The sequence below is a fragment of the Agrobacterium sp. ES01 genome (assembly GCF_050320885.1).
In the GTDB taxonomy this organism is placed as follows: Bacteria; Pseudomonadota; Alphaproteobacteria; order Rhizobiales; family Rhizobiaceae; genus Allorhizobium.
Window position 1 is genome coordinate 51,311 of the sequence record NZ_JBNQTH010000006.1, and the last position, 26,997, is coordinate 78,307.

General features: G+C 55.3%; 26 protein-coding genes. 13 read left to right on the top strand and 13 right to left on the bottom strand.

Annotated elements, in window-relative coordinates:
• Window positions 1–131: 131 nt before the first annotated feature.
• The 4 genes from ACQQ2Q_RS17285 to ACQQ2Q_RS17300 are packed head-to-tail and all read right to left on the bottom strand — an operon-like array spanning window position 132 to window position 2,858.
• Complete coding sequence (locus tag ACQQ2Q_RS17285) at window positions 132–485, bottom strand: helix-turn-helix domain-containing protein (RefSeq protein ID WP_428188369.1); 354 nt, start codon at window positions 483–485, stop codon at window positions 132–134.
• Window positions 482–1,045: a Smr/MutS family protein gene (locus tag ACQQ2Q_RS17290; protein WP_428188370.1), complete on the bottom strand. Its 564-nt coding sequence runs from the start codon at window positions 1,043–1,045 to the stop codon at window positions 482–484. Before ACQQ2Q_RS17290 ends, ACQQ2Q_RS17285 begins: the two co-directional genes overlap by 4 nt.
• On the bottom strand, window positions 1,045–2,163 hold the full coding sequence (gene mltA, locus ACQQ2Q_RS17295) for a murein transglycosylase A (protein ID WP_428188371.1): 1,119 nt from the start codon (window positions 2,161–2,163) through the stop codon (window positions 1,045–1,047). The genes ACQQ2Q_RS17290 and mltA overlap by 1 nt, the downstream gene beginning before the upstream one ends.
• The gene (locus tag ACQQ2Q_RS17300) at window positions 2,160–2,858 is read right to left on the bottom strand and encodes a Tim44/TimA family putative adaptor protein (RefSeq protein ID WP_428188372.1); all 699 of its coding nucleotides are present in this window, start codon (window positions 2,856–2,858) and stop codon (window positions 2,160–2,162) included. Before ACQQ2Q_RS17300 ends, mltA begins: the two co-directional genes overlap by 4 nt.
• Before the next feature lie 124 nt (window positions 2,859–2,982).
• On the opposite strand from ACQQ2Q_RS17300, the gene ACQQ2Q_RS17305 reads away from it, so the two are divergent.
• Together ACQQ2Q_RS17305 and secB are read left to right on the top strand one after the other, a co-directional pair.
• On the top strand, window positions 2,983–3,510 hold the full coding sequence (locus ACQQ2Q_RS17305) for an FxsA family protein (protein WP_428188373.1): 528 nt from the start codon (window positions 2,983–2,985) through the stop codon (window positions 3,508–3,510).
• A 51-nt stretch (window positions 3,511–3,561) separates the two neighbouring features.
• A complete protein-coding gene (gene secB, locus ACQQ2Q_RS17310) occupies window positions 3,562–4,077 on the top strand; it encodes a protein-export chaperone SecB (RefSeq protein ID WP_428188529.1) in 516 nt (171 codons plus the stop codon).
• Window positions 4,078–4,130: 53 nt separating this feature from the next.
• On the opposite strand, the gene dnaQ is transcribed toward secB, so the two are convergent.
• From dnaQ to ACQQ2Q_RS17335, 5 genes are read right to left on the bottom strand one after another with little or no spacing between them, the layout of a single operon-like run.
• Window positions 4,131–4,835 carry a DNA polymerase III subunit epsilon gene (gene dnaQ / locus ACQQ2Q_RS17315; RefSeq protein WP_428188374.1) on the bottom strand — a complete coding sequence of 235 codons (705 nt, stop codon included), beginning with the start codon at window positions 4,833–4,835 and terminating at the stop codon, window positions 4,131–4,133.
• Between the two features lie 7 nt (window positions 4,836–4,842).
• The gene (gene coaE, locus ACQQ2Q_RS17320; RefSeq protein ID WP_428188375.1) at window positions 4,843–5,433 is read right to left on the bottom strand and encodes a dephospho-CoA kinase; all 591 of its coding nucleotides are present in this window, start codon (window positions 5,431–5,433) and stop codon (window positions 4,843–4,845) included.
• The gene (locus tag ACQQ2Q_RS17325) at window positions 5,430–6,290 is read right to left on the bottom strand and encodes a shikimate dehydrogenase (RefSeq protein ID WP_428188376.1); all 861 of its coding nucleotides are present in this window, start codon (window positions 6,288–6,290) and stop codon (window positions 5,430–5,432) included. The genes coaE and ACQQ2Q_RS17325 overlap by 4 nt, the downstream gene beginning before the upstream one ends.
• On the bottom strand, window positions 6,283–6,882 hold the full coding sequence (locus tag ACQQ2Q_RS17330) for a Maf-like protein (protein ID WP_428188377.1): 600 nt from the start codon (window positions 6,880–6,882) through the stop codon (window positions 6,283–6,285). The genes ACQQ2Q_RS17325 and ACQQ2Q_RS17330 overlap by 8 nt, the downstream gene beginning before the upstream one ends.
• Window positions 6,883–6,917: 35 nt before the next feature.
• Complete coding sequence (locus ACQQ2Q_RS17335; protein WP_428188530.1) at window positions 6,918–7,739, bottom strand: pyruvate, water dikinase regulatory protein; 822 nt, start codon at window positions 7,737–7,739, stop codon at window positions 6,918–6,920.
• Between the two features lie 402 nt (window positions 7,740–8,141).
• Between ACQQ2Q_RS17335 and hemE the strand changes: the two genes are divergently transcribed.
• From hemE to ACQQ2Q_RS17375, 8 genes are all read left to right on the top strand, one after another.
• Window positions 8,142–9,176 carry a uroporphyrinogen decarboxylase gene (gene hemE / locus ACQQ2Q_RS17340; protein WP_428188378.1) on the top strand — a complete coding sequence of 345 codons (1,035 nt, stop codon included), beginning with the start codon at window positions 8,142–8,144 and terminating at the stop codon, window positions 9,174–9,176.
• Window positions 9,173–9,709 (top strand): protoporphyrinogen oxidase HemJ, encoded by a 537-nt coding sequence (gene hemJ / locus ACQQ2Q_RS17345; protein ID WP_428188379.1) that lies wholly within the window; start codon window positions 9,173–9,175, stop codon window positions 9,707–9,709. The genes hemE and hemJ overlap by 4 nt, the downstream gene beginning before the upstream one ends.
• 191 nt (window positions 9,710–9,900) lie before the next feature.
• Entirely contained in the window at window positions 9,901–11,166 is a 1,266-nt protein-coding gene (gene rho, locus ACQQ2Q_RS17350) for a transcription termination factor Rho (RefSeq protein ID WP_428188380.1), read from the top strand.
• Window positions 11,167–11,295: 129 nt separating this feature from the next.
• Complete coding sequence (gene mnmE, locus ACQQ2Q_RS17355) at window positions 11,296–12,621, top strand: tRNA uridine-5-carboxymethylaminomethyl(34) synthesis GTPase MnmE (RefSeq protein ID WP_428188381.1); 1,326 nt, start codon at window positions 11,296–11,298, stop codon at window positions 12,619–12,621.
• Window positions 12,622–12,678: 57 nt separating this feature from the next.
• Complete coding sequence (gene mnmG / locus ACQQ2Q_RS17360; protein ID WP_428188382.1) at window positions 12,679–14,559, top strand: tRNA uridine-5-carboxymethylaminomethyl(34) synthesis enzyme MnmG; 1,881 nt, start codon at window positions 12,679–12,681, stop codon at window positions 14,557–14,559.
• Window positions 14,552–15,187 carry a 16S rRNA (guanine(527)-N(7))-methyltransferase RsmG gene (gene rsmG / locus ACQQ2Q_RS17365; RefSeq protein WP_428188383.1) on the top strand — a complete coding sequence of 212 codons (636 nt, stop codon included), beginning with the start codon at window positions 14,552–14,554 and terminating at the stop codon, window positions 15,185–15,187. Before mnmG ends, rsmG begins: the two co-directional genes overlap by 8 nt.
• A 17-nt stretch (window positions 15,188–15,204) precedes the next feature.
• Complete coding sequence (locus tag ACQQ2Q_RS17370) at window positions 15,205–16,002, top strand: ParA family protein (RefSeq protein WP_428188384.1); 798 nt, start codon at window positions 15,205–15,207, stop codon at window positions 16,000–16,002.
• Window positions 16,003–16,033: 31 nt separating this feature from the next.
• On the top strand, window positions 16,034–16,921 hold the full coding sequence (locus tag ACQQ2Q_RS17375) for a ParB/RepB/Spo0J family partition protein (protein WP_428188385.1): 888 nt from the start codon (window positions 16,034–16,036) through the stop codon (window positions 16,919–16,921).
• 9 nt (window positions 16,922–16,930) lie between these two features.
• Here the strand turns inward: ACQQ2Q_RS17375 and holA are convergent, their stop codons facing one another.
• From holA to leuS, 3 genes are all read right to left on the bottom strand, one after another.
• Complete coding sequence (gene holA, locus ACQQ2Q_RS17380) at window positions 16,931–17,971, bottom strand: DNA polymerase III subunit delta (RefSeq protein ID WP_428188386.1); 1,041 nt, start codon at window positions 17,969–17,971, stop codon at window positions 16,931–16,933.
• A gap of 65 nt (window positions 17,972–18,036) precedes the next feature.
• Window positions 18,037–18,558 carry an LPS assembly lipoprotein LptE gene (gene lptE, locus ACQQ2Q_RS17385; RefSeq protein WP_428188387.1) on the bottom strand — a complete coding sequence of 174 codons (522 nt, stop codon included), beginning with the start codon at window positions 18,556–18,558 and terminating at the stop codon, window positions 18,037–18,039.
• Entirely contained in the window at window positions 18,548–21,181 is a 2,634-nt protein-coding gene (leuS, locus tag ACQQ2Q_RS17390) for a leucine--tRNA ligase (protein WP_428188388.1), read from the bottom strand. The genes lptE and leuS overlap by 11 nt, the downstream gene beginning before the upstream one ends.
• A 156-nt stretch (window positions 21,182–21,337) precedes the next feature.
• Here leuS and ACQQ2Q_RS17395 point away from each other — a divergent pair, with 156 nt between their 5' ends.
• Both ACQQ2Q_RS17395 and ACQQ2Q_RS17400 read left to right on the top strand, forming a co-directional pair.
• Complete coding sequence (locus ACQQ2Q_RS17395; RefSeq protein ID WP_428188389.1) at window positions 21,338–21,997, top strand: YggS family pyridoxal phosphate-dependent enzyme; 660 nt, start codon at window positions 21,338–21,340, stop codon at window positions 21,995–21,997.
• 119 nt (window positions 21,998–22,116) lie between these two features.
• A complete protein-coding gene (locus tag ACQQ2Q_RS17400) occupies window positions 22,117–24,033 on the top strand; it encodes a propionyl-CoA synthetase (RefSeq protein WP_428188390.1) in 1,917 nt (638 codons plus the stop codon).
• A gap of 65 nt (window positions 24,034–24,098) precedes the next feature.
• On the opposite strand, the gene ACQQ2Q_RS17405 is transcribed toward ACQQ2Q_RS17400, so the two are convergent.
• Entirely contained in the window at window positions 24,099–24,794 is a 696-nt protein-coding gene (locus ACQQ2Q_RS17405) for a DUF1013 domain-containing protein (RefSeq protein WP_428188391.1), read from the bottom strand.
• Between the two features lie 231 nt (window positions 24,795–25,025).
• Between ACQQ2Q_RS17405 and acs the strand changes: the two genes are divergently transcribed.
• Window positions 25,026–26,978 (top strand): acetate--CoA ligase, encoded by a 1,953-nt coding sequence (gene acs / locus ACQQ2Q_RS17410; RefSeq protein WP_428188392.1) that lies wholly within the window; start codon window positions 25,026–25,028, stop codon window positions 26,976–26,978.
• The last annotated feature ends 19 nt before the right edge of the window (window positions 26,979–26,997 follow it).

Genomic DNA, 26,997 nt, shown 5'->3' on the forward strand with positions numbered 1-26,997 from the left:
GCGTCTAATCGAATCAGCGGCGCGTTTGGTGACGACTATAAGTGGTTTGCTTACAGTTCCAAATACGCGTCAGCGTATCATCCCTGTAAAACAAGCCCTTTCGCCGGCAAGGGTTATCATATTTCTATGCATTAAGCGCCATCTAGAACCTGCTGGATCTCCTCGACGCTTTGTGGCGGCAGGGAGCGGATCTTTTGGGCAAGACAATTGGCCATCTGCGTGTAGGCGGGTGGAAGTCCTGAGGTGTCGACAACGACCCGGGGATCTGACGTTTCAGCAATCTTGAACAGCTCTTCCGCTTCGTCCCATATGATATTGAAGTAACCGGCCACTCTTTGCAGCAGATCGAAACTGGGCTTGCCACGCCGACCATGCTCGAGAGCCGAGAGATAAGCCGGTGAGACACCAATCGCAAGGGCCATCTGCTTCTGCGTCACGCCCCTGAGCCGGCGCAGATCCCTGACCGTTTCGGCAAATGGCGTCATCTGTTCTCTCCGCGATGTCTCGCCAGGCGAATATACATGGCACCCTCGCCCCCATGCTTTTGTGCTGCTGGCTCATAGGACGAAATAAGGTTCCTGAATTCAGGCTTTGAAAACCACAAGGGTACGGCTCTCTTCAAGGCGCCTTCGCTGCCCATGGAACTGCCCTTGCCGGTGATCACCAGAACATGCCGCATTCCCCTATCATGGGCGCGCATCAGAAAATCCAGCAGAACCCCATGCGCTTCGCTCTGGTAGAGACCGTGCAAATCGACGCGCGCTTCAAGCGGCAGATGGCCACGCGACAGTTTCCGTTTGACCGGCCGCTCAAATGGATGGTGAACACGCCTGTCTTTCTTTGCCGCTTCCGCCTGGGCCGCTTTTTCCGCAAGGGAAACAGGGACCTTCTTCGACGGAGGCGCTTTGTTCTCCGGCTCGGGCTCGATAAAGGCCGCCTCGAATTCGATCAGATCTTCCAGCCGCCCCGGCATGGGACGCGTGCTGCGCGCCACCTTGCCCCAGAGGATGCGGTCTTCCGAATTCAATTTACGGTCACGTGCCACTACCGATACCTCTTAGCCACCGACTTGGGGATGAGGATATAAAAGTCTGCGGCGTTGCGCACTGTACCTGCCAGTTCGCCGGCGGCAAATCCCGATCCGGTAAAGATGTCGCCGCGCGCCGGACCAACAATCGCCGAGCCCGTGTCCAGCGCCAGCATCAACCTGCCAAAGGGATGTCCGTCATCGAGATGCGTCAATGTCTTTGAGTGGACGAAAAACGGAAAACCGAAGGTGTGGATTTCACGGTCGACAGCAAGCGACCGTCCGGCAACGAGAGGGACTTTTGCAGCCGCAATCGGGCCGGAGGTGAGATCACCGACCTCGACTTCCTTGAAGAAAATGTAGGAGCGATTGTGCCATAGAACCTCGTCTACCTCATCTGGATGCTCTGCCAACCACTTGCGGATCGATTGCATCGAGATTTCAGAGGCGGGGACCTGCCCCCGGTCCACGAGTAATTTGCCGATAGCGGAAAAGGGATGCCCGGCCTTTGCGGAATAGGTGATGCGCGAAATGGTGCCATCGGGAAACCGAAGCCGGGCCGCACCCTGGATATGGACGAAAAAGAGATCGACCTTTGACTTTGCCCAGGCAAGCTCAAGCCCCTTGCCTTCCAGATATCCAAGATCGATAGAGCGGCGATCCGGATACGGTTCGAGACGACCATCGTTCGACCGGGCAAAGCGGTAGCCGGGTTGCAGATGCTCGGCAGCCTGATTGTCATCGATATCGACGAGGTCTGCGGGGCGGGCGTAGATCGGATATTTGAACTCGGTATCGGGCATTGCCGAGACAGCGATCTCCGGCTCGTAAAAGGCGGTGACTAGCCCCTTCGAACCATTCGCCTCTTCGATGAAGAAGGGCTGAAAATGCTGCTCAAAGAAAGACCGGGCGGCTGCCGGATTATCAGGAAGGCTATCCGGAAGAGCTTCAGCAATGCTGACGAGATCTTCCGCACTCAGGCCAAGAGCACCTTTGCGATAGGGTTTGACCGAGCGGATATGATCGATGCAATTTCGAAGGGCTGGAAAGAGCGGGGTTGGATCATCAGCGGTCCAACCCTCAAGCTCATCAAATTTGGCCTCGCGAAACCGGTAGCCCGAAGCCGACAAATTCATTGCTCCGATTCGGTCGCGATCAATTTCCAGTTCGGGTCGCGTGAGCGCAGGTCGCGTGCAAATGTCCAGATATCATTGACCTCCGCAACATTATCGGCGTCTCCTTCGACCAGAGTTCCCGACTTGTCGTAGGTGGCGGAAATCAGTTCGCAGATGATCCGCACGGTCACATGCGCTTCGCTGTCCTTGATGCTGGCATGAATGATATCGGCCTTCTCGATCCCGACAAAGGTGGACTTGATGGTCTCGCCCTTGGTCTCCCGATCAGTGATCGCGGATTCAAAACCTTCATAGACATCCTGCGACAGAAGACCCTTGAGCGTCTTGCGGTCGCCATCGGCGAAAGCCATGACGATCATCTCGTAGGCCATGCGAGAGCCGTTGAGGAATTCCTTGGGCGAAAAATTGGGATCCGCTGCGGCAAGCTCCCGAAGCGAGCCATTCAACTCGGTTCCGGCCGGAGTGTAGGCATCGATATTGGCGAAACTGTTTTCCGCTGCTTCAGGAGCGCGCTTCGGCAGCGTGACGACCTTTCCATCCTCACTGCCTGGACCTTTCGCAAGATCCCGCTGGCTATACGAATCGAAAGGTGGTTTCTCGCTTCCGGTACGACGGCCGAGTACATTTCGGAGCTGCAAGAAGATAAGCACTGCGGCTACCAGGAAAAATAGAGTTACAAATTCGTTCGATCCCATTGCTTTCCGGTCACCGTTTTAATTATTGCTGAGCATTCCCATATAATGGTCATTGCCGGCGCATTCAAATAGCGAAGCGTCATTCTTTATGTGCACTCTGTTCATATGCCTGTTCAGAGTTACCTTGACCCTAACGGAGACCAATCCATTGCGTCCGTGGTTCCTTATATTTTTGCTCCTGCCGCTTGCCGAGATCGCTGGCTTCGTTGTCGTTGGAAAAGCGATCGGTGTTCTGGCGACATTGGGCCTGACCGTGGCCACGGGCCTGCTGGGTGTTGCCCTGCTTAGACGTCAAGGACTGGGTATCCTCAAAAGACTTGAGGAAGCCAATCAGGCAGACGGGCAGGCGATGCGGGAAATCACCCATGGCGTGATGATCCTGATTGCAGCGTTCCTGCTTCTCATCCCAGGCTTCCTCACGGATATCGTCGGTTTTCTGTTGTTCATTCCTTTTGTCCGCGACCTTGCCTGGTCGTATGTTCGCCCCGGGATTGTGTTCGTCCGCACATCGGGACGCTCGCCGGGCAGCCGCGGCGGCAAGGCAGAGCCCAATCGGCCAAGCCCGGTGGTTGATCTTGATGATGACGAATACAGCCGCAACAGCGATCCGAATTCGCCCTGGAAATTGGACGATACGTCAGACAAACGCTGATACGCGGTAGTCCAGATGGACCTCGGCAAGGCTTGTAAGCCCCTGCCCGAAATGATAGACGGCCTGCAAACACAACCTTACGAGGACAAGCCTATGGCCGAAGAAAAAGAGGGAACAGCAAGCCCTTCGATCAACATTCTTGCCCAGTATATCAAGGATCTTTCCTTCGAGAATCCGGGTGCTCCGCGTTCGCTTCAGTCGCGCGACAAGTCGCCTGCGATCAATATCAATGTGAACGTCAACGCCAATCCATTGTCTGAGACCGATTTCGACGTTGTTCTCACGTTGAATGCGGATGCCAAGGACGGCGACAAGACCGTTTTCGCAGCTGAGCTCGTTTACGGCGGCGTTTTCCGTGTGGTCGGTTTTCCACAAGAGCACATGCTTCCGGTCCTGTTCATCGAATGCCCGCGCCTGCTTTTCCCGTTCGCACGACAGATCATTGCCGATGCCACACGCAATGGCGGCTTCCCGCCACTGATGATCGATCCGATCGACTTTGCCCAGATGTTTGCGCAGCGTATGGCCGAGGAGCGCACCAAAGCGCAGGTATCAGCGCCTAACTAAGAGCCGATCGTCAAAGACAAGTTTAAAAATGCCCGGGCACAACCCGGGCTTTTTTATTGAAACTTTTTCCAGATCGCGTTGTCGCCGAGGCGTTTTACGACGCTCTCATGTGCACCAATTTCGGTGGAGGTCAGCCGCGTCGGCAGTGCGTTAGGACGCGCACCAATCTGGACAACAACATCGGCATCCTCGTCCGACCGGGTGTCCGACTTGGAATCGTCGATCACCGCAAGGCCGAGCGCACCCTGTCGACCGCCCAGCATTTCGATATAGACTTCGGCCAGCAATTCGGAGTCGAGCAGCGCGCCGTGCTTGCTTCGATGCGAATTGTCGATGCCATAACGACGGCACAAGGCGTCTAGGGAGTTGGGTCCCATGGGATGCTTGCGGCGTGCAAGGGCCAAAGTATCCGTGACAAGATCGATCGGCACCGGCGGTAGCGAAAGCCTTGCATACTCGGCATTGATGAAATTCATATCGAAGGTCGCATTGTGAGCGACCCAGCGAGCACCTTCAAAGAAGGCCTTGAGATCTTCTACAATTTCAGCGAATGGCGGCTTGTCTGCCAGAAACTCGTCTGTAATTCCGTGAACCGCCAGGGCGTCGGGATGCACTTTTCTATCACCGGGATTGATGTAGACATGAAAACTGCGGCCTGTCGGGAAATGATTCTCAAGCTCGATGCCGCCGATTTCAATCACGCGGTCGTTCTTGAACTCAAGGCCTGTGGTTTCCGTATCGAAGACGATTTCACGCATTGTCGAATTATGCCTTCTGTTGCCGCAACTGCTGAATGATGTTGTCGACGGCCTGCCGGGCAGGTTCGAAACCAAGTCCCGTGTCGACGATGAAATCGGCGCGCCTGCGTTTTTCACTATCCGACATTTGTCGCGACAGAATCATGTCGAATTTTTCGCGCGTCATACCAGGTCGCGCAAGCACTCTTTTTTCCTGAATGTCCGGATCGCAGGTCACAACGACAATGGAATCCACGCGGTCTTGCCCGCCGGTTTCAAACAACAGGGGTATGTCCAGAACCACCAGATCCGCGCCAGCCTCTTTCTGGCGCACCAGGAATGCCTGCTCTTCCGCGCGAACAAGAGGATGAACGATGACCTCCAATTCCGCAAACTTAGCCGGATTCCTCGACAGATAATCGGCGAGTTTCTGGCGATCAACCACGCCGTTAGAGGCGACGCCGGGAAACGCGATTTCAATCGGTGCGACCGCTTTACCCCGGTAGAGTTCGTGAACGACCTGATCGGCATCATTGACCGGAATACCGGCTTCGCGAAAGAACTGTGCCGTCGTTGACTTGCCCATCCCGATCGATCCTGTGAGGCCGAGCTTGATCATGCCTTCAACCCCAGATCGCTGATGATCAAAGACCTCAGTTCTTCGGTGACTACTGGCATCTGGCCAAACCACTTTTCAAAACCGGTACCGGCCTGATGCAATAACATCCCCAGGCCATCGACGGTTCGAAAGCCGTCGCGCTGCGCCTGTTCGAGAATGGGCGTGACAAGTGGTGTGTAGACGATGTCGGTCACGACTGCATCGCCCGTCAATTTTGACAGCGGCAATGTTGGAACGGGGTGTCCATCCATGCCAAGCGACGTGGTGTTCACGAACAGGCCAGCGCCAGTCGACACCTCGTCAAGAGCATCGAGTGCATGGCCATGAATGCTAGATCCAAAGTGATCTGCCAACTCGATAGCGCGTTGCGCAGTTCGGTTGACCACGTGGATATTTGCAACACCGCGCTCGCGAAGCGACTGGATGATCGCGCGGCTTGCTCCGCCCGCCCCGAGTACGACGGCGGTCTTACATTGATCCCAGCCGGGGCTGCGCTCGTCGAGATTGCGAACGAAACCGATGCCGTCCGAATTGGTGGCGCAGAGTATCCCATCTTCCAGCCACAGGGTGTTAACGGCGCCCAGTTCCATGGCCAAATCGTCACAACGGTCAGCGAGAAGGAAGGCGGATTCCTTGTGCGGGATGGTAATATTGCCACCCCGGTAGCCGGATTCGCCCGACTTGAGATTTGCAATAAAGGAGGCGAAATCTGTGACTTCGACCGCTACCGCTTCATAGTCGCCGGCAATTCCCAGCTGACCCAGCCAGTATCTATGAATGAGCGGCGACCGCGAATGCTTAATCGGATAGCCGGCAACGAAAGCTTTCATTAAGAATGTTTCACGTGAATCATGCATGCAATTCTCCCAGGTCCCGCAATTTGTCGAGCAGCGGGATCAACGGCAAACCAATGATCGTGAAATAATCGCCATCCACCTTGTCAAATAGCTGGATGCCCTCGGCTTCCAACTGATAGCCGCCGACGCTCTGCAAGACGCTGTCGCCAACACGATCGAGATACAGATCAACAAACGATTCCGAAAAATTTCTCATGGAAAGACGAGCTGTCTCAACCTGTTGCCACAGCACATTTCCACCGGAGGCGATGACAATACCGCTATTGAGGCAATGGGTCCGTCCACGCAATTCCATGAGCTGACGTCGAGCCATGCCTCTATCTGACGGTTTGTGATAGGCCCTATCCCCAAGTGACATTGTCTGGTCACAGCCGATGACGAGTGCATCGGGGTGTCTTCTGCTCACTGCCAGCGCCTTGGCTTTTGCCAGTTCGATTGCCACGTCTGAGGCAGACATTGAAGCCAGACCATTGGCTTCCTCTATCGCCCGCTCATCAACGCCTGGGGCTTCTGTCGAAAAGCTAATGCCGGCATTCTGCAGCAATGATTTCCGGAAGGGGCTTGTGGAGGCCAGTATCAACATTCGGCTCATCGTGATTTTCCATTAGGCTAGCGGCAGGAACGGCCTTAGCGCAGCTTCAGCCGCAGGGCAACGATGGCGGCAGCTGTCTCTTCAATAGACCGGCGCGTGACATCAATAATGGGCCAGTTATATCGAGCGCAGAGGGCTCGGGCATATTTCAGCTCTTCGGCAATCGTTGCCCTGTCCGTATAGTGGCTCTTGTCGAAGCCCCCGGTGGCTCCCAGTTCCCGGTTTTCTCTGACTTGCGAGATCCGATCGCTGGTCGCAATCAACCCCACAATCAATGGTCTCTTCGCCTCAAGGACACTGGCGGGTAATGGCACGCCTTCAATGATCGGCAGGTTCGCCGTCTTGATACCTCGGTTGGCAAGATAGATGCTGGTTGGCGTTTTCGAGGTGCGGCTGATGCCAATGATCAGGACATCAGCCTCTTCATAATCATCAGACATCTGACCATCATCATGATCCATGGTGTAATTGAGGGCTTCGATCCGCGCGAAATATTCAGAGTTGAGCGCGTGTTGCGCCCCTACCCTTCGCTTGGACGGTGCACCGAGATAGGTCTGAAATGTCACCATCACGGGTTCAAGCACGTTAACGCTCGGCACGCTCATGGCCTTGCATCGCTCATCGATGAGATCGGCAAGCTCTCTGTCAACGACTGTGTAAAGCACGATGCCGGGTTTCTGATCTATGGCTTCCAGAACGGGTTCGAGCTGTCGGCGGGTACGGATGAGAGGATAGACGTGCTCTATCGCCGCACTGGACTGAAATTGCGCCGCGGCTGCGCGACCGGCGGAAATGAGTGTTTCTCCCGTGGAGTCAGAAATGAGGTGCAGATGAAAGAAAAGTTTCTTGTTCTCCACGTTTTTCTCCTGGGGCTGTTGAAAACACGGGACAACAAGCTCGACCATCAACGTCGCGGTTCTGGCTCGGGATAACCCACCGGTTTATCCACATGGTGCTCTCTGTCTGCTTCACGTTATCGGGTCATGTGGGTCCTGGGGATAAGATAGAGTTGCTATAGGCACTCCACAGCTTATCCACAGCTGGGGGAATATAGCGGAAAGCACTAAGTCTTTGTGAAATATAACGACTTTTGACGTTTCCCCATTTTATCATCTCTTTGCACGCGAATGAATTGCAAGCCTGTGGGTGAATTCGAGGATGGGGAGGAAATGTGCGACATTGTTAATCCTTGATAGTCACCGACTCTTAGAAATAAAAGAAGAATCAGATTCTCTTTATTTTATTGAAAGTAAGTGGTGGTGACCCAGAAACGTCGTAAGATGCTCGAAGTTCTCAATGGCCAGGTGGTGATGCCACCACCGGTCTGGCTCATGAGACAGGCCGGACGTTACCTCCCGGAATATCGGGAAACACGAGCCAAGGCCGGGAGCTTCCTCAATCTGTGCTACACACCAGACTTCGCAACGGAAGTGACACACCAGCCAATTCGTCGATATGGATTTGATGCCGCTATCCTGTTTTCCGATATTTTGGTTATTCCCGATGCGTTGAAACGCAATGTTCGTTTCACAGAAGGTAAGGGTCCGGAGATGGATCCCATTGACGAGGCGACGATCCACACACTCGATGGAAGTAGAGCCATCGACTATCTGGCCCCTGTCATGGAAACAGTTGGACGCTTGCGCAGGGAGCTGCCCGAGGAAACAACGCTTCTTGGTTTTTGCGGAGCTCCGTGGACTGTCGCGACCTACATGATTGCCGGGCATGGAACGCCTGATCAAGCGCCGGCGCGTTTATTCGCCTATCGGCATCCGGAAGCTTTTGAGCATCTGCTGTCACTGCTGGCTGAAATTTCGGCCGATTATCTGGTTGCACAGATTGATGCTGGCGCCGACGCCGTGCAGATTTTCGACTCCTGGGCAGGCGTGCTTGGCGAAGATGAGTTTGAAAAGTTCTGTGTGAAGCCTGTTTCGCGGATGATCGACATCGTTCGATCCAGGCGTCCATCGGCAAAGATCATTGCATTTGCTAAGGGCGCCGGCGTGCTGTTGAAAGATTATCGCAGGAAAACCGGTGCGGACGCGATCGGTTTGGATTGGGCAGTCCCGCTCGAGTTTGCGGCAGAGTTGCAGAAAGACGGCCCCATCCAGGGTAACCTCGACCCAATGCGTGTGGTGGCGGGCGGTCAGGCCTTGGTAGACGGCATCGATCGTATTCTTGACAAGTTGGGCAATGGTCCGCTGATCTTCAATCTCGGCCACGGCATTACCCCACAGGCCGATCCGGCAAACGTGACGACGCTTGTCGAGCGCGTACGGAGCTACGGGCAATGACCGTGGACGGCGAACGCAAATCTGGCAGTCGTGTTGCTCTGCGGGCCGGAATTGCGCTCACCGTCTTTGTCGCTGCTGCAGTCGGTTTGATGTTCATGGATCCAGGGACGCGCTATCTCTGGATCAAATCGCTGCACGTCATTGCAGTGATTTCCTGGATGGCCGGCATGCTCTATCTGCCGCGCCTTTTCATCTACCACATCGACAGTCAGCCGGAGTCTGACCAGGCGCGCACCTTCAGCATCATGGAAAAGCGGCTGATGCGGATCATCATGACACCGGCCATGATCCTGTCCTGGCTGTTTGGACTGTTCATCGCTTGGGATATCTACGGCTTTAGCGGCGGTTGGCTGCATGCGAAGTTGCTGGCTGTGGTCCTGCTGACCGCTACGCATGTTTATTTCGCCAAAGCCGTGACTGCGTTTGAGCAGGGTCGCTACATCAAGAACGCCCGTTTTTGGCGGTTGGCCAACGAGATTCCGACGATTTTGATGATTTTCATCGTGATAATGGTGATTGTGAAACCGTTTTGAGCTGATTTTCGATGCGGTTGCATAAAATCAACGCATTTTCCTTTTTACCTTGCGGTATGCGGTTGAAATCGCTATTTTCCGCACATCTCATCTTCGTGGCATGTGTTGCTTTCTGTATTATGCGGTTCCAAAAATCGCATTGAATTCCACATCGCACGCCTTTCCCAGCAGAACTGAACGTGGTCCCCTTCATGGCTGAAATGAAGCTACAAGAACTTAAAAGCAAATCTCCGACAGATCTTCTGGCCTTTGCCGAATCTCTTGAAGTTGAAAATGCGAGCACAATGCGCAAGCAGGAGCTCATGTTTGCAATCCTCAAGATGCTCGCCAGCCAGGATGTCGAGATCATCGGAGAAGGAGTCGTTGAAGTTCTTCAGGATGGCTTCGGTTTTCTACGTTCCGCGAACGCCAACTATCTGCCAGGCCCGGATGATATCTATATCTCACCGTCACAGATCAGACGGTTCTCGCTCAAGACCGGTGATACGGTTGAAGGGCCAATCCGCGGACCGAAGGAAGGAGAGCGTTACTTTGCCCTCCTGAAGGTCAACACGATCAATTTCGAAGATCCTGAGAAGATCCGCCACAAGGTGCATTTCGACAATCTGACGCCTCTCTATCCGGATGAGCGCTTCAAGATGGAACTCGAAATCCCGACATCGAAGGATCTTTCCGCTCGCGTCATCGATCTTGTTGCTCCCCTTGGCAAGGGCCAGCGTGGATTGATTGTTGCGCCACCACGTACCGGTAAGACGGTTCTGCTTCAGAACATCGCCCATTCGATTACGGCCAATCATCCGGAATGTTATCTGATCGTACTGCTCATTGATGAGCGGCCAGAAGAAGTGACCGACATGCAGCGCTCCGTGCGCGGCGAAGTTGTCTCCTCGACATTCGATGAGCCGGCTGTACGCCACGTTCAGGTTGCCGAAATGGTGATCGAGAAGGCCAAACGTTTGGTCGAGCACGGGCGAGACGTTGTCATTCTGCTGGATTCCATTACGCGCCTCGGCCGTGCTTACAACACCGTTGTGCCCTCCTCCGGCAAGGTTCTGACCGGTGGTGTGGATGCCAATGCGTTGCAGCGTCCAAAGCGTTTCTTTGGTGCTGCCCGTAACATTGAAGAAGGTGGCTCGCTCACCATTATCGCCACGGCGCTAATCGATACCGGTAGCCGTATGGATGAAGTTATCTTTGAAGAATTCAAGGGTACTGGTAACTCGGAAATCGTTCTCGACCGCAAGGTGGCGGACAAGCGCATCTTCCCGTCGATGGATATTCTCAAGTCCGGCACACGTAAGGAAGACTTGCTCGTGCCACGTCAGGATCTGCAGAAGATCTTCGTGCTGCGTCGTATTTTGGCACCGATGGGCACAACTGATGCCATCGAGTTCCTGATCGACAAATTGAAGCAGACCAAGACCAATGGTGATTTCTTCGACTCGATGAATACTTGATACCGTTCCTTTTGGGATGTTGAGATGTGGCGGAGCGGGCAATTATATGTCCGTTCCGCCATTGTCGTTTTGAATGTTCAATGCGTCATGACGTTGATGCTTTTTGGTTCTGGAGCGTAATAAGAGATCATGACGGAACGGGATACAATCTTTGCCCTTTCCAGCGGTGGGTTACCGTCAGGGGTGGCAGTAATCCGTGTGAGTGGACCTGCATCATTGGATGTTTGTCATGAGCTTGCAGGGTCCATTCCCAGAGATCGGGTTGCTACCCTCAAAACGATTCGTTCCCGTGATGGTTTACCCATCGATCAGGCACTGATCCTGGTATTTCGAGCTCCGCGTTCCTTTACGGGCGAAGACAGCGTCGAATTTCAGGTTCATGGGGGCAAAGCCGTCGTTAGAGCGCTGTTGGCGGCAATTTCCGAGTATCCGGGTTGCCGGATGGCGGAAGCCGGTGAGTTTTCACGCCGGGCATTCGAAAACGGCAAACTGGATCTGGTAGAGATTGAAGGGCTGTCAGATCTGATCACGGCTGAGACCGAGATGCAGCGACGGTTGGCCCTGGAACAGAGCGGCGGTCATCTGTCAGAGCTCTACTCAGCTTGGCGCGCTCAACTGATTCGGTCTCGGGCGCTCATCGAGGCAGAGCTCGACTTTTCGGATGAGGGTGACATTCCTGGTTCGGTTAGTGATCAGATCTGGGATGAGCTGAAGGGATTGAGAGCTGAGATCGCACGGCATCTTGGCCAATTCCGCGTCGGCGAAATCATCCGCGATGGGTTCAAGGTGGCGATCATCGGCCCGCCGAATGCCGGAAAATCCAGTCTTTTAAACGCCTTAGCGAGACGTGATGTAGCCATAGTCACGGAGCATGCGGGGACAACACGCGATATCATTCAATGCGATCTGGATATTGATGGTTATGCTGTTCAATTGTATGACACCGCTGGTCTGCGCGAGACTGCGGATGCGATTGAGCTTGAGGGCATCAGACGGGCCACCTCGCTGCTCGAACAGTGCAACCTTGTTCTGAGCCTGTGTGAAATCGGCCAGAGACCAATGGATGCGGCCGATCTAAACATTTCGGTACCGTTATTGTCTGTCGGAACGAAAAGCGATGCACATGCAGCAACGTCCGAGAGCTGCAGCTATGATGTTATCATATCGACAATGACTTCATCTGGTTTGGATACATTGCTGGATGCATTGCGGAGGGCAATCGTTACCGATGTCGGACATCTGTTGGGAATGCTGCCGGCCCGATTGAGGCAAGCGGAACACGTGCGTGACGTGTATGCTTCTGTAGACCAAGCCCTTAACGGTGAAGAGTTTGCATTAGAGGTCCGAGCGGAATATCTCAGAACTGCGGGAGACGCGATTGGTCGATTGACCGGTCGAATCGATGTCGAAACATTATTGGGTTCGATCTTTTCCGAGTTTTGTGTTGGAAAATGATTCACGTGAAACACTCAGTGCGTTCGAGCAATCTGTTTGTTGTTCTGGAGAGAAAAGATGACCGATAAATTTGATGTCATTGTAATTGGTGGCGGCCATGCGGGCACAGAAGCTGCCGCTGCCGCTGCCAGAACTGGCGCGGAGACGGTCCTGATCACGCACAGGGCGGATACTATCGGCGCCATGTCTTGTAATCCCGCCATTGGTGGTTTGGGCAAGGGACATCTTGTGCGTGAGATTGACGCTCTCGATGGGCTGATGGGTGTTTGCGCAGACAAAGGCGGGATCCAGTTTCGGCTGCTTAATCGAAAAAAGGGTCCGGCTGTGCGCGGACCCAGGACGCAGGCTGACCGGTCACTCTACAAAAGCGCGGTGCAGAATGCCGTTTCCGAAACGAATAATCTTCAAGTGATTGAGGGTGATGTCTTTGATCTGCAGGTCAAGTCAGGGGTTCTTACAGGCGTTTGCCTGAGAGATGGACGGACAATCGAAGCCCGGGCGGTGGTGCTGACAACAGGCACGTTCCTGAATGGGCTTATTCATATTGGCGATCGAAAGATACCGGCCGGCCGAATGGGAGAGGCGCCCTCACTTGGCTTGAGTGAACGTCTGTCGCAATTGGGTCTCGATCTCGGCCGCCTGAAGACCGGTACGCCGGCGCGCCTGGACGGTCGTACTATTGATTGGCAGTCGTTGGACCGGCAGAGCGCGGATGACGATCCGGTACCGTTCTCCTTCATGACCGATGCTATTACCAATCGGCAAATTGATTGTGGTGTCACCCGGACAACGGAAGCCGGGCATCAGGTCATTCGTGATAACATGCATCGATCGGCGATGTATTCCGGGCAGATTGAAGGCATTGGACCGCGTTATTGCCCTTCAATTGAGGACAAGATCCAGCGCTTCGGTGATCGAGACGGCCATCAGATCTTCCTCGAGCCTGAGGGCCTTGAGGATCATACAGTCTACCCCAATGGCATTTCGACGTCTTTACCTGAGGATGTGCAGGGCGAGTTCATTCACACCATCCCGGGACTTGAGAATGTCACCATTCTCCAACCAGGCTATGCGATTGAGTATGACTACATAGATCCGCGGCAGCTGGAACCGACTTTGGAGTTGCGCGCCTTGAAGGGTCTGTTTTTGGCAGGTCAGATCAATGGCACTACCGGTTATGAAGAGGCCGGAGCCCAGGGATTGGTTGCCGGCATCAACGCTGCACGATTTGTATCCGGTCAGGATGGATATGTGTTTTCGCGTACCACTTCCTATATCGGTGTCATGATTGATGATTTGACGTCACGGGGCGTTCTGGAGCCCTATAGAATGTTTACGTCGCGCGCTGAGTACCGTCTGACACTAAGGGCCGATAATGCAGACTTGCGTCTGACGCCCATTGGGGTGGAGCTCGGCTGCGTCAAAACAGCAAGATCGGAAAAGTTTCGACAATACTCGTCCAGCTACGAGGCAGGCAGAGCTATCCTATCATCGCTTTCCCTCACGCCTTCTGACGCGCGGCGCATCGGTCTGGACGTGAATCAAGATGGACGACGCAGATCGGCCATGGAGCTTCTGTCATACCCTGCGGTCAGCTTCGTCGATCTGGCTTCAGCACTACCAGAGTTGGCGACGATAGAGCCTCGTGTGGTCGAGGCTCTTGAGAATACTGCGACATATGCTGTCTATCTTGATCGGCAGGCCGATGATATCGAGCGTACACGGCGTGAAGAAAATCGGGTCATTCCGGTGGATTTTGAGTTTGAAGGTTTGCCAGGCCTCTCGATTGAAATGCAGCAGAAGCTGTCGAAGTATAGACCTCAGAACATTTCGCAGCTCTCGAAGATAGATGGCGTCACACCAGCAGCGGTCGCGCTTGTTATTGGTTTGTTGCAGAGATCGGCGGGCGGTAGAGGAGGTATTACTGTTAATGGATAGAAAATACCTTGAAAATGTTTTGGGACGCACTGTTTCACGTGAAACGTTTGAGAGGCTTCAGCATTTTTCAGATCTCTTTCAGAAGTGGGCGGCACGCATCAATCTTGTGGCGCCTTCAACAAAGGGTGATTTGCAGACCCGACATATTGCCGACAGCGCTCAACTCATGAAGATTGTATCCGAACCGAAACAATGGATCGATCTCGGAAGTGGGGGCGGTTTTCCGGGCATCATAACCGCCATTCTCTTGGCAGAGTCCGATGCCGGATGGGTGGACCTGGTCGAGAGCAACCACAAGAAGGCTGCATTTTTGCGCGCTGCGTTGTTGGAAACCGGCGCTCGAGGAACTGTCCATACCAGCCGCATTGAAGATGCCGTAAAAAAACTGCCTTCTTGCGACGCTATTTCTGCGCGCGCCCTCGCTGATCTCGACAAATTATTGGGTTTCAGTATTCCATGGGTAGAGGTGCAAGAAAATACGCGGTGTTTCTTCCATAAAGGCCGGGATTACGTAGCAGAAGTCGACAAAGCGCGTGACCGCTGGCGCTTCGATCTGGTAATACATCCTAGCGCCATCGAGGCGGATTCCTTTATCCTGGAAATTACCGGTCTTTCGCGTAGGGTTTAACTGTAGTCAGGTGCGGCATGGCCAGTGACAAGAACCGAATTATCACTATTGCAAACCAGAAAGGCGGCGTTGGTAAGACAACAACCGCTATCAATCTGGCAACGGCGCTCGCTGCGATCGGTGAGAAAGTCCTGATCGTCGACCTCGACCCCCAGGGCAATGCCAGTACTGGACTTGGTATCGATCGCAGAGATCGTACGCATTCGTCCTATGACCTTCTGATCGGTAGTCATACGGTGGCCCAGGCGGCGATCCAGACGGCTGTGCCCAACCTCGCCATTGTGCCGTCAACACTCGATTTGCTTGGTCTTGAAATGGAAATTTCGCAGCAGGCAGACCGCGTGTTCCGTCTGAAGAAATCATTGCAAGAGGCCAGTGCCGCTGAATATTCCTATATTCTTCTGGATTGCCCGCCATCCTTCAACCTGTTGACGATGAACGCAATGGCGGCTGCACATTCCGTCCTTGTGCCGCTTCAGTGTGAGTTCTTTGCGCTTGAGGGTCTTAGCCAGTTGCTGGAAACAATCAATCAGGTTCGACGTAGCGTAAATCCCGCTATCGATATCCAGGGCATCGTTTTGACGATGTATGATGCGCGAAACAATCTCGCGCAGCAGGTGGTGTCTGATGTGCGAACGCATCTCGGCGAGAAGGTGTATCATACGCTTATCCCGAGAAATGTTCGGGTGTCCGAGGCACCCTCTTACGGCAAGCCGGCGATCCTCTACGATTTGAAATGTGCAGGTAGCCAAGCCTATCTTCAACTTGCCTCCGAGGTGATACAGCGGGAACGTCAGCGGAAGGCTGCCGCGTGATTGAGCGTGCATCTGCAAAAGTGAGTTTAGTATGAACGACGATATTTCGAAACGCCGCCTCGGTCGTGGCCTCGCCGCCTTGATCGGTGAGATGGATCAACCGACGCAATCTGCCGACAATGCCTCGGTGATTTCGGCGGATCGCACGGTTCCCATCGAATTTGTATCGCGCAATCCGCGCAACCCGCGTCGTTATTTCGATGAGAGCGAGTTGCAGGATCTTGCGGGTTCCGTTCGTCAGCACGGCATTGTGCAGCCCGTTGTTGTGAGAACGCGGGAGAAGGATCGTTTCGAGATTATCGCGGGGGAGCGTCGTTGGCGCGCCGCGCAGCTTGCCGGCCTGGTTGAAATTCCGGTGATTGTTCGAGACGTCGATGACAAGACCGCGCTTGAGTTGGCAATCGTGGAAAACGTGCAGCGGCAGGATCTCAACCCGCTGGAAGAAGCTCTTGGCTATGAGCAGCTGATTGCTGACTACGGATATACGCAGAACGATCTGGGCGAAGTGATCGGCAAGAGCCGCAGTCATGTGGCCAATAGCCTGCGCCTCTTGAAACTGCCGGAACCCGTTCGTGAGATGCTTGCGGGTGGGAGCCTGTCGGCTGGTCACGCCCGCGCCCTCGTCTCGACGTCGGATCCCGTCGGTTTGGCCAAGACGATTACCTCCAAGGGACTCTCAGTCCGCGACGCGGAACGCCTGGCACAGAATCATATTCGCGCGGAGAACGAACCCTCGACGGGCGCACAGCCGAAGGTGGAGAAGGATTCCGATACGGTCGCGCTGGAACGCAGTCTGTCGGATAGCCTCGGTCTGTCTGTGGTGATCAACCACAAGGGCGAAGGTGGGCAAATCAAGATTGCTTATAAGTCACTGGAACAACTCGAAGAAATCTGCCGCCTTCTTGAAGGCCGCGTTTGATTTAGCTGGCTATCGATTGCGCCGTGCGGACTGCAATGTCGTCGACAGAAGCGTCTGCATGGCTATATCGTCTTCCAGCTGTGGCCGTTGCCGGCACAGCAAGATAGCGCTCAGCATCCTTGAGGTTTCTTTGGCCAGATCGGTGCTGGTCCAGTTTCGCAAGGCACGTTCGACCACCGGTTTGCGCTTGAAGTGAATGCCACGACCCAAGGTCTGCATTGCCTGGCCTGCCTGCAGCCGTTTATCTTCCATTTCTGTCTTCATCACATCCAGTTGCTGAAATTGCCTCAGACAGGCTTGCAGCAACAGGAATACTGGTGTCTTTGAGCTCACGATCTTATTTGTGGCATGCAGGAAACCTTCGCGGTCGCCCTTCAGGACGGCGTCGACGGCTTCATCGACCGATATGGCGCTGGCATCCCCAATGATCTCGACCACGTGCTCTAGGTCGATCTGTGGCAGATTGAGGCAGTATAAAAGCAGCTTGTTGATCTCGTTGCGCGACGCGATGCGGTCTCCGCCAAGTGAGGAGACCAGCATGTCGCGCGCTGCCGGCGTGATTCGCTGGCCTGTCTGTCCAAGCTCAGAGTCAATCAGGGCATTGAGGGATCGGGCATCGTCCTGGTAGCAGGCAATCTGTGCACAAATGCGGGAGGATTCACCAATCCGGCGCAGTGCGGCACCTTTTTTCAAATCACCGGCCTCGATGATTACAAATGATCCTTCAAGCGTCCCCTTGGCGAGCTGGTCGACGGCATCTGTGAGGGCCTTTTCCGTGCCACCGGCACGAAGCCAGATCAGCTTCTCGCCGCCGAAGAGGCCTATCGAACCGGTCTCGTCGAGGAGCCTGCCGGGGTCACCCTGCAGGTCTGTTGCATCGAGGCGGATGAGGGCAAACGGGTCGTCAAGAGGCACGCCGGTGACTGCGGCAAGCTGGACTGCGCGTTCGGACACAAGACCTCTGTCGGGACCGTACAGGATGAACAGGCGATAGCTGCGCGCTGATCCTTTCAGGAACCCGTCATATTCGTGGGATTTTATCTCGGTCATTTGCGATCACAGGTCCAGAGTCGTTGGCTCGGCGGTCAGCCGCGTCACATGGCTCGCTCTGATGATCAACGACCAAGAACGGCAGCAAGGTCTGCGCGAATGAGTTCAGCCAGCTGCCTCGCAGCACGGTTTTCGGCATCACGTATGGCGCGGAGCTTTGCAAACTCCTGCGCGGGATAATCGACAAGCGCAACCGCCTGGCGGTGACCTGCCCGAAGAACGGTCGCATCGCCCGTCCGTGTTACGGTGTAGTCTGCAGACACGACGACGCGGCCAGCTTTCGCTGTATCGGAGGAGCGTTCCAACAGGACGCCTGACGACACGGTCTTGACACGCAGGTCCACCCGGTATTCCGGATTGGCCGGTTCCCCTGCCCCACCGGCAGTCAGGAAGATCAGGTGATTGCGCACCTCCTGGGAGACGCGGTCCTTGGCATCGGAGAAGGCTATCGATCCGAGGCTGTGCGCGGCCGGTGATGTTTCACTATAGAGCGGCTGTACCTGACAACCGGAAAGGATCACCAGGGCAGCGACAATGCCGGCGGAGGCTGATCGGCCAAACCAGGCCGCAATCGAACTAGACGACAAGGTTCACAATCCTTTGAGGTACAACAATAATCTTCTTCGGCTGCTGGCCGTTGAGCAAGGTTTTGATCGCGTCGAGCGCCAAAACGGCCTGTTCGACCTCATTCTGGTTCGCATCGCGCGCGATTGTCAATTCAGCACGTTTCTTTCCGTTGACCTGAATTGGCAGGACGATCTCGTCTTCGACCACGAGAGCAGGATCGAAGATTGGCCAAGCGGTCTGCGCGACAATGCCGTCATTGCCCAGTACCTTCCAGCATTCTTCCGCCAGATGCGGTACCATTGGCGCGATGATGTGGATGAGGATCTCTGTGGCATCGCGTGTTGCCGCGATATAGCCGGGCGTCACATCCTTGCCGGCGGCAACCTTGCTGAGCGCCGGCGCCAGCATGTTCACGAACTCATAGATGCGGGCGATCGCCTTGTTGAAGGACAGCTTGTCGAGATCTTCGCCAACGGCCTTCAGCGTTTTGTGCGCGGCCTGTGACAATGCCAGAGCATCGCCATCCTTAGCCGGATTCCGCTCTACCGTCTTTAATTGAGCGGCAGCTTCGGAGATCACGCGCCAGACACGCTGGACGAAGCGGTGTGCCCCTTCGACGCCAGCCTCGGACCAGATCACATCCCGTTCCGGCGGAGAGTCAGACAATACGAAGAAGCGCGCAGTGTCGGCTCCATAGGAGGCCAGGATATCATCCGGGTCGACCACATTCTTTTTCGACTTGGACATCTTCTCGATGGAGCCGATCTCGACTTCTGCGCCGCCTTCCAGCATGAATGCCCGACGGGTGCCATCGGTCTCCTCGATCCGGATATCTGCCGGGGCGACCCACTGGCCGTTGGAACCCGAGCCCAGACGATAGGTTTCATGAACCACCATGCCCTGCGTGAAGAGGCCCTTGAAAGGCTCAGACAGGCTCACATGGCCGGTTTCACGCATGGCGCGGGTAAAGAAGCGCGAATAGAGCAGGTGCAGGATCGCATGCTCGATACCGCCGATATACTGATCCACCGGCAACCAGTGATCCGCAACAGCCGGATCCGTCGGATTGGCTTCCGACGGCGCGGTAAAGCGGGTGTAGTACCAGCTCGAATCGACGAAGGTATCCATCGTGTCGGTTTCCCGCCGCGCGGGTTTGCTGCAGATCGGGCAATCGACATGGCGCCACGTGGCATGGCGGTCCAGCGGATTGCCAGGAACGTCGAAAGTCACATCATCTGGAAGTTTGACCGGAAGATCTGATTTCGGAACCGGTACGACACCGCAGTCCTCGCAATGAATGACCGGGATCGGGCAGCCCCAATAACGTTGGCGTGAGACGCCCCAGTCGCGCAGGCGGAACTGTACCTTGCGTTCGCCCTGCGCTTGTCCATTCAGTCTCGTCTCCGACAATTTGTCGGCTACCGTCCGGAAAGCTTCATCGGTGGAGAGGCCATTGAGGAAACGTGAATTGATCATGACGCCGTCGCCGTCATAGGCGGTGTCACCAACCTCGAACGTGTCGGCGTTGGCGTCTTTCGGCATGACCACGGCTACGACAGGCAGGTCATATTTACGTGCAAAGTCCAGATCGCGCTGGTCTCCGGACGGGCAGCCGAAGATGGCGCCTGTGCCGTAATCCATCAGGACGAAATTGGCGATGTATACCGGCAGTTCCCATTCTGGATCGAACGGATGCTTGACCCGCACTCCGGTGTCCATACCCTTCTTTTCCGCCGTTTCCAGGGCGGCCAAGGAGGTACCGGCACGGCGGCACTCATCGCAGAATGCAGCGATCTCGGCATTGTTTTCGGCGACGGATCGGGCCAGCGGGTGGTCTGCGGCAATCGCCATGAAAGACGCACCAAACAGGGTGTCCGGGCGAGTGGTGTAAACAGACAATTCCGAGAAGCCGGCCGGTGCAGATGCAGGCGTGATCTCCCAGCGCAGGGTCAGTCCTTCGGAGCGACCGATCCAGTTCTTCTGCATCAATCGGACCTTTTCGGGCCAGTGATCGAGATCATCCAGCGAATCCAGCAGATCCTGGCTGAAATCGGTGATCTTGAAGAACCACTGGGTCAATTCACGCTGTTCCACCAGCGCGCCAGATCTCCAGCCGCGACCATCGATGACCTGCTCATTGGCCAGCACCGTATGGTCGACCGGGTCCCAGTTGACCTTGGACTGCTTGCGGTAGACCAGGCCCTTTTCCATCATGTCGAGGAACAGGTGCTGCTGCTGCTGATAGTATTCGACATCGCATGTTGCGAATTCTCGCGACCAGTCAAGCGAGAGGCCCATCGACTTCAGCTGGGTACGCATGGTTGCGATATTCTGGTAGGTCCAGTCCTTGGGATGGACATTGTTCTGCATCGCGGCGTTCTCCGCGGGCATGCCGAACGCGTCCCATCCCATGGGGTGCAACACGTTGAAGCCGCGGGCGCGCTTGTAGCGTGCCACGACATCACCCATGGCGTAGTTGCGAACGTGGCCCATATGGATGCGCCCCGATGGATAGGGGAACATCTCAAGGACGTAATATTTTTCCCGTGGATCGCTGTTGTCGGTCGTGAAGACGCCGGCATCCGACCACTTGGCCTGCCATCGGGGCTCGGCATCACGAGGATTATAACGTTCACTGCTCATGTCATGCTATTCCGGGATAAGGGGAAGTTGGCGAGACCTTCACCATGAAACCGCCCAAGCGTCAAGTTTAAGAGGTCCTCAAACGGGCTTTGGCATCCTGGCGGTGAATGGTAATGGATGTCAGCCCTAGATAGGTCAAAACGACGGAATTGAAATATGACGATTGAAGAAAGACTCTCCGAAGTTCGCGAACGGATCGCCAAGACGGCTGACAGGTCGAAACGCGACGAGGGTTCGGTGGAACTCGTTGCTGTGTCGAAGACATTCGATGCGGATGCGATCAGACCGGTCATTGCCTGTGGTCAGCGTGTATTCGGCGAGAACCGCGTGCAGGAAGCGCAAGCGAAGTGGCCCGAGCTGAAGGCCGAGACTGCTGGCATCGACCTTCATCTGATCGGCCCTTTGCAGTCCAACAAGGCGGCGGACGCTGTCGCACTGTTCGATGTCATCGAGACAGTGGACAGGGAAAAGATCGCGCGTGCGCTTGCTGAGGAAATGAAGCGTCAGGATCGCCACTTGCGCTGTTATGTACAGGTCAATACCGGGCTCGAACCGCAGAAAGCCGGCATCGAGCCGGAGAAGACAGCTGAATTCGTGACTTTATGTCGGGACGAACTGGGGCTTCAGATTGAAGGTCTGATGTGCATACCACCTGTTGATGAGAACCCCGGCCCTCATTTTGCATTGCTCGCCAAGATCGCAAAAGACTGCGGTGTGGAGCGTCTTTCCATGGGCATGTCCGGCGATTTCGAGACGGCCATCGAGTTCGGCGCCACCAGTGTTCGTGTCGGTTCTGCGATCTTCGGTGCACGCTGAGCGTATATTCCGCACTATTTGATACGTGTACCGCTTTCGTCTGGCTTTTCAGCGAGGCTTCACCCCGGCTAAGATGACGACGGAGGATGAGACATCCTTTGTTTTCTGGGGAGGAAACCATGCAGTCACGATATCGCGACGTCTATGAATCATGGCGTGATGCGCCTGAACAATTCTGGGCTGAGGCGGCTGAAAACCTCGACTGGTTCAAGCCGGCGGAAAAGGTGCTGGACGAAAGCGCGGGTGTCTATGGTCGCTGGTTTGTCGGCGCTGAGACGAATACCTGCCACAACTGCCTGGACCGAAATATTGCAGCCGGTCGCGGTGCTCAAGATGCGCTGATCTACGATAGCCCGATGACAGGCGCGAAGACCCATTTCACCTATGATGCGATGCTTGAAGAGGTTCAGGCGATCGCAGCTGTTCTGGTCAACCACGGCATCAGTAAGGGTGACCGTGTGATCATCTATATGCCGATGATCCCCGAGGCGGTGTTCTCGATGCTGGCCTGCGCGCGCATCGGTGCTGTGCATTCCGTGGTTTTCGGCGGTTTCGCCGCGCATGAACTGGCAACGCGTATAGATGATTGCCAGGCAAAGGCGGTTATCAGCGCCAGTTGCGGCCTGGAGCCCGGGCGCGTGGTGCCTTACAAGCCTCTGCTCGATCACGCCATTGACCTTGCCAAGACGAAGCCGAATTACAGCTTTATTCTTCAGCGCGACGAGTTGCATGCGCCTTTGCGTTACGAGTACGGCGATGTGGATCTCGCGCAGGCAATTGAAGCGGAGAAATTGTTGGGCGCCGACGTGCCTTGTGTGCCGGTTCTGGCCGCCGATCCGCTCTATATTCTCTACACCTCCGGCACGACAGGCGAGCCCAAAGGGGTGGTCCGTGACAATGGCGGGCACATGGTGGCGCTACACTGGAGCATGGAGAACATCTTTGGCGTAAAGCCGGGTGAGGTATTCTGGGCTGCATCCGATATCGGTTGGGTCGTTGGACATTCCTATATCGTCTATGGCCCCTTGCTGGCCGGCAACACAACCATCCTGTTTGAAGGAAAGCCCATAGGGACACCGGATGCCGGCACATATTGGCGGGTGATCGCCGAGCATAACGTGAAGACGCTGTTTACGGCGCCAACCGCATTCCGGGCCATTCGTCGAGACGATCCGGAGGCAGACTTCGTTCAGAAATACGACCTCTCGCGCTTCCGAGCGCTTTATCTGGCCGGTGAAAGGGCCGATACCGAAACGATCAAATGGGCTGAGCGCGCGCTCGGTGTGCCGGTGATCGACCATTGGTGGCAAACGGAAACCGGATGGCCGATTTCTGCAAACCCGTACGGGCTTGGGCTTCTCCCGGTCAAATACGGGTCTCCGGCGGTGTGCATGCCGGGATATGCGGTGGAGGTTCTTGATGATGAAGGGCATCCCGTCGCCGATGGCACGCTCGGCAATATCGTTGTGAAGCTGCCGTTGCCGCCCGGGGCTTTGGTGACGTTCTGGAATGCCGATGAGCGCTTCCGTACATCCTGCCTTGAGGAGTTTCCGGGCTATTACAAGACATCGGATGCGGGTCTGATCGATGAGGACGGTTACCTGTTCGTCATGGCGCGAACCGATGACATCATCAATTGCGCGGGTCACCGTCTCTCGACCGGTGCGATGGAGGAGGTGCTGGCAACGCATCCTGATGTGGCGGAATGTGCAGTGGTCGGCATCGCCGATTCGCTCAAGGGGCAGGTCCCTTGCGGATTTCTTGTGTTGAAGAAGGGCGTCTCGCGCGACCAAGCGATCGTTTCACGTGAAATCATACAGCTCATTCGAGACGAGATCGGTCCGGTGGCTGCCTTCAAGAATGTGATGATTGTCGAGCGGCTGCCGAAAACCCGCTCCGGCAAGATCTTGCGTGGAACCATGCAGAAAATCGCCGATGGATTGCCCTGGAAGATGCCGGCGACCATTGACGATCCGGCGATTCTCGACGAGATCACTGCCGTTCTCCAGCAGCACGGAATGGCAGAGACTGCGTGATATCAATAAGGCCCCGGCACTGATATTGCCGGGGCCTTCAATCAATTCAAAGCAAATGGAGGATATCAGTCCTCGTCTTCATCCTGAGGCTGATCGGACTTGAGAGACTTCAGCTTAGCGAAAACCGCATCCGCATCGATTTCCTTCTCTTCTGCGCCATGATCACTGCCGATATAGTGTTCTGTGTCGCTGGCCGATTGCAGCGTCGCATCCAGTTCTGCCTCGGTCGGCAACGGACGGCCCTTGGAGGCCTTTTCGACTTCCAGGTCGAGATCAATCTGGCTGCAAAGGCCAAGCGTTACCGGATCCATTGGCGCGAGATTGGCCGAGTTCCAGTGGGTCCGATCACGAATCTGCTCGATGGTGCTCTTGGTTGTACCAACCAGACGCGAGATTTGCGCATCCTTGAGTTCAGGATGGTTGCGCACCAGCCAGAGAATGGCATTCGGTCGGTCCTGACGCTTGGACACCGGGGTGTAGCGCGGGCCACGGCGCTTGGAATCCGGAACGCGAACCTTTGGCTCGGAGAGCTTGAGTTTGTGATTCGTATCAGATTCGGCGCGCTTGATTTCATCGCGCGATAGCTGACCGGTCGCAATCGGATCGAGACCCTTGATGCCCTGCGCCGCTTCGCCATCGGCGATTGCCTTCACTTCAAGTGGATGCAGCTTGCAGAACTGGGCGATCTGATCGAACGAAAGTGCTGTGTTGTCGACCAACCATACAGCCGTCGCCTTGGGCATGAGCAGTGTTTGAGCCATTTACAATAGTCCTCTTAGACGTCCGCGCCGGGGCTCGCGGGCCGTGGAATCTACCACAATTTCCGGGAATTCGTTGGGGATATAACCGTAACTTACGTAAATTGCAATTCTCTGAAGCCGCAATGACCTTTGTCTAATTGCTCATGCGCTTTGATTTGCTATGTATGGGCTCAAATTGGGGGGCGGAGGCCTTCAAATAATAAAGACGCGCGTCAACATGAGGAGGAGTTCATGTCAGCCAAAACCTATCCGGTGCTTCCATCGGCTAAAAGTCGCGCCTTGATCGACAAGGAAACTTACCTCAAGTGGTATCAGGACAGCATCGACGATCCCGATGCATTCTGGGGTGAGCATGGCAAGCGCATTGACTGGTTCAAGCCTTATACGAAGGTCAAGAATACGTCGTTTGAGGGCGATGTATCGATCAAATGGTACGAAGACGGCCTGACCAACGTTTCCTACAACTGCATCGACCGCCATCTGGAAACCCATGGCGAAAGGACGGCGATCATCTGGGAGGGGGACAACCCCTATATCGACAAGAAGATCACCTATAATCAGCTCTACGAGCAGGTTTGCCGTCTTGCGAACGTCCTGAAGGAAAACGGCGTCAAAAAGGGCGATCGGGTCACAATCTATATGCCAATGATCCCGGAAGCGGCTTATGCGATGCTGGCATGCTCGCGCATCGGTGCTGTTCATTCGGTTGTCTTCGGCGGGTTTTCGCCAGAAGCGCTGGCAGGTCGTATTGTCGACTGCGAGTCGACCTTCGTAATCACCTGTGACGAGGGTGTGCGTGGCGGCAAGCCTATTGCGCTCAAGGAAAACACCGACAAGGCGATCCATATCGCGGCAAAGCAATATGTCACCGTAAGCAATGTGCTGGTGGTGCGCCGTACCGGTGGAAAGATCGAATGGGCGCGCGGTCGAGACATCTGGTACCACGAGGCAATCGCCAAGGTGGAGCCGGAATGCCCGCCTGTGAAAATGAATGCGGAGGATCCGCTCTTCATTCTCTACACATCGGGATCGACCGGCAAGCCGAAGGGTGTGCTGCACACGACCGGTGGTTACCTCGTCTATGCATCGATGACGCACCAATATGTCTTCGATTACAAAGACGGTGAGATCTACTGGTGCACGGCCGATGTCGGCTGGGTGACCGGTCATTCCTACATCGTGTACGGGCCGCTTGCGAATGCGGCGACGACTGTCATGTTCGAGGGCGTGCCGAATTTCCCCAATCAGGGACGGTTCTGGGAAATCGTCGACAAGCATAAGGTCGATATTTTCTATACCGCGCCGACCGCCATTCGTGCGCTGATGGGCGCTGGCGACGATTTCGTCAAACGGTCATCACGGGCCAGCCTGCGCCTGCTCGGTTCCGTGGGCGAACCGATCAATCCGGAAGCCTGGGAATGGTATTACAACGTGGTGGGCGAGCAGAAATCGCCGATCGTCGATACCTGGTGGCAAACGGAGACGGGCGGTATCCTGATCAGCCCGCTGCCCGGTGCAACCGATCTAAAGCCCGGCTCTGCGACCCTTCCCTTCTTCGGGGTAAAGCCGGAACTCGTCGACAATGAAGGCCATCTTCTGGAAGGCGCTACCGACGGTAATCTTTGTATCGCCGACAGTTGGCCAGGCCAGATGCGCACCGTCTATGGCGACCATGAGCGCTTCATCCAGACTTATTTCTCGGCCTATAAAGGGAAATATTTCACCGGTGATGGCTGCCGCAGAGATGAGGACGGCTATTACTGGATCACCGGACGCGTCGATGACGTGCTCAATGTTTCAGGTCACCGTCTTGGCACTGCGGAAGTCGAATCGGCACTTGTGTCCCATGAGATGGTTTCAGAAGCCGCAGTTGTGGGTTATCCGCATGCGATCAAAGGTCAGGGCATTTACTGCTACGTGACGCTGATGGGGGATCACGAAGGCGATGATGCGCTGCGCCAGGATCTCGTTCGCCATGTCCGCAATGAAATCGGGCCGATTGCAACACCGGACAAGATCCAGTTCTCGCCGGGCCTGCCCAAGACCCGCTCCGGGAAGATCATGAGGCGTATCTTGCGCAAGATTGCCGAGGACGATTTCGGCGCCTTGGGCGATACGTCGACACTTGCGGATCCGGCTGTGGTCGACGATCTGATCGCCAATCGGCAGAACCGCGCAAGCTGAGCGATAAAGCTCTGGCCAG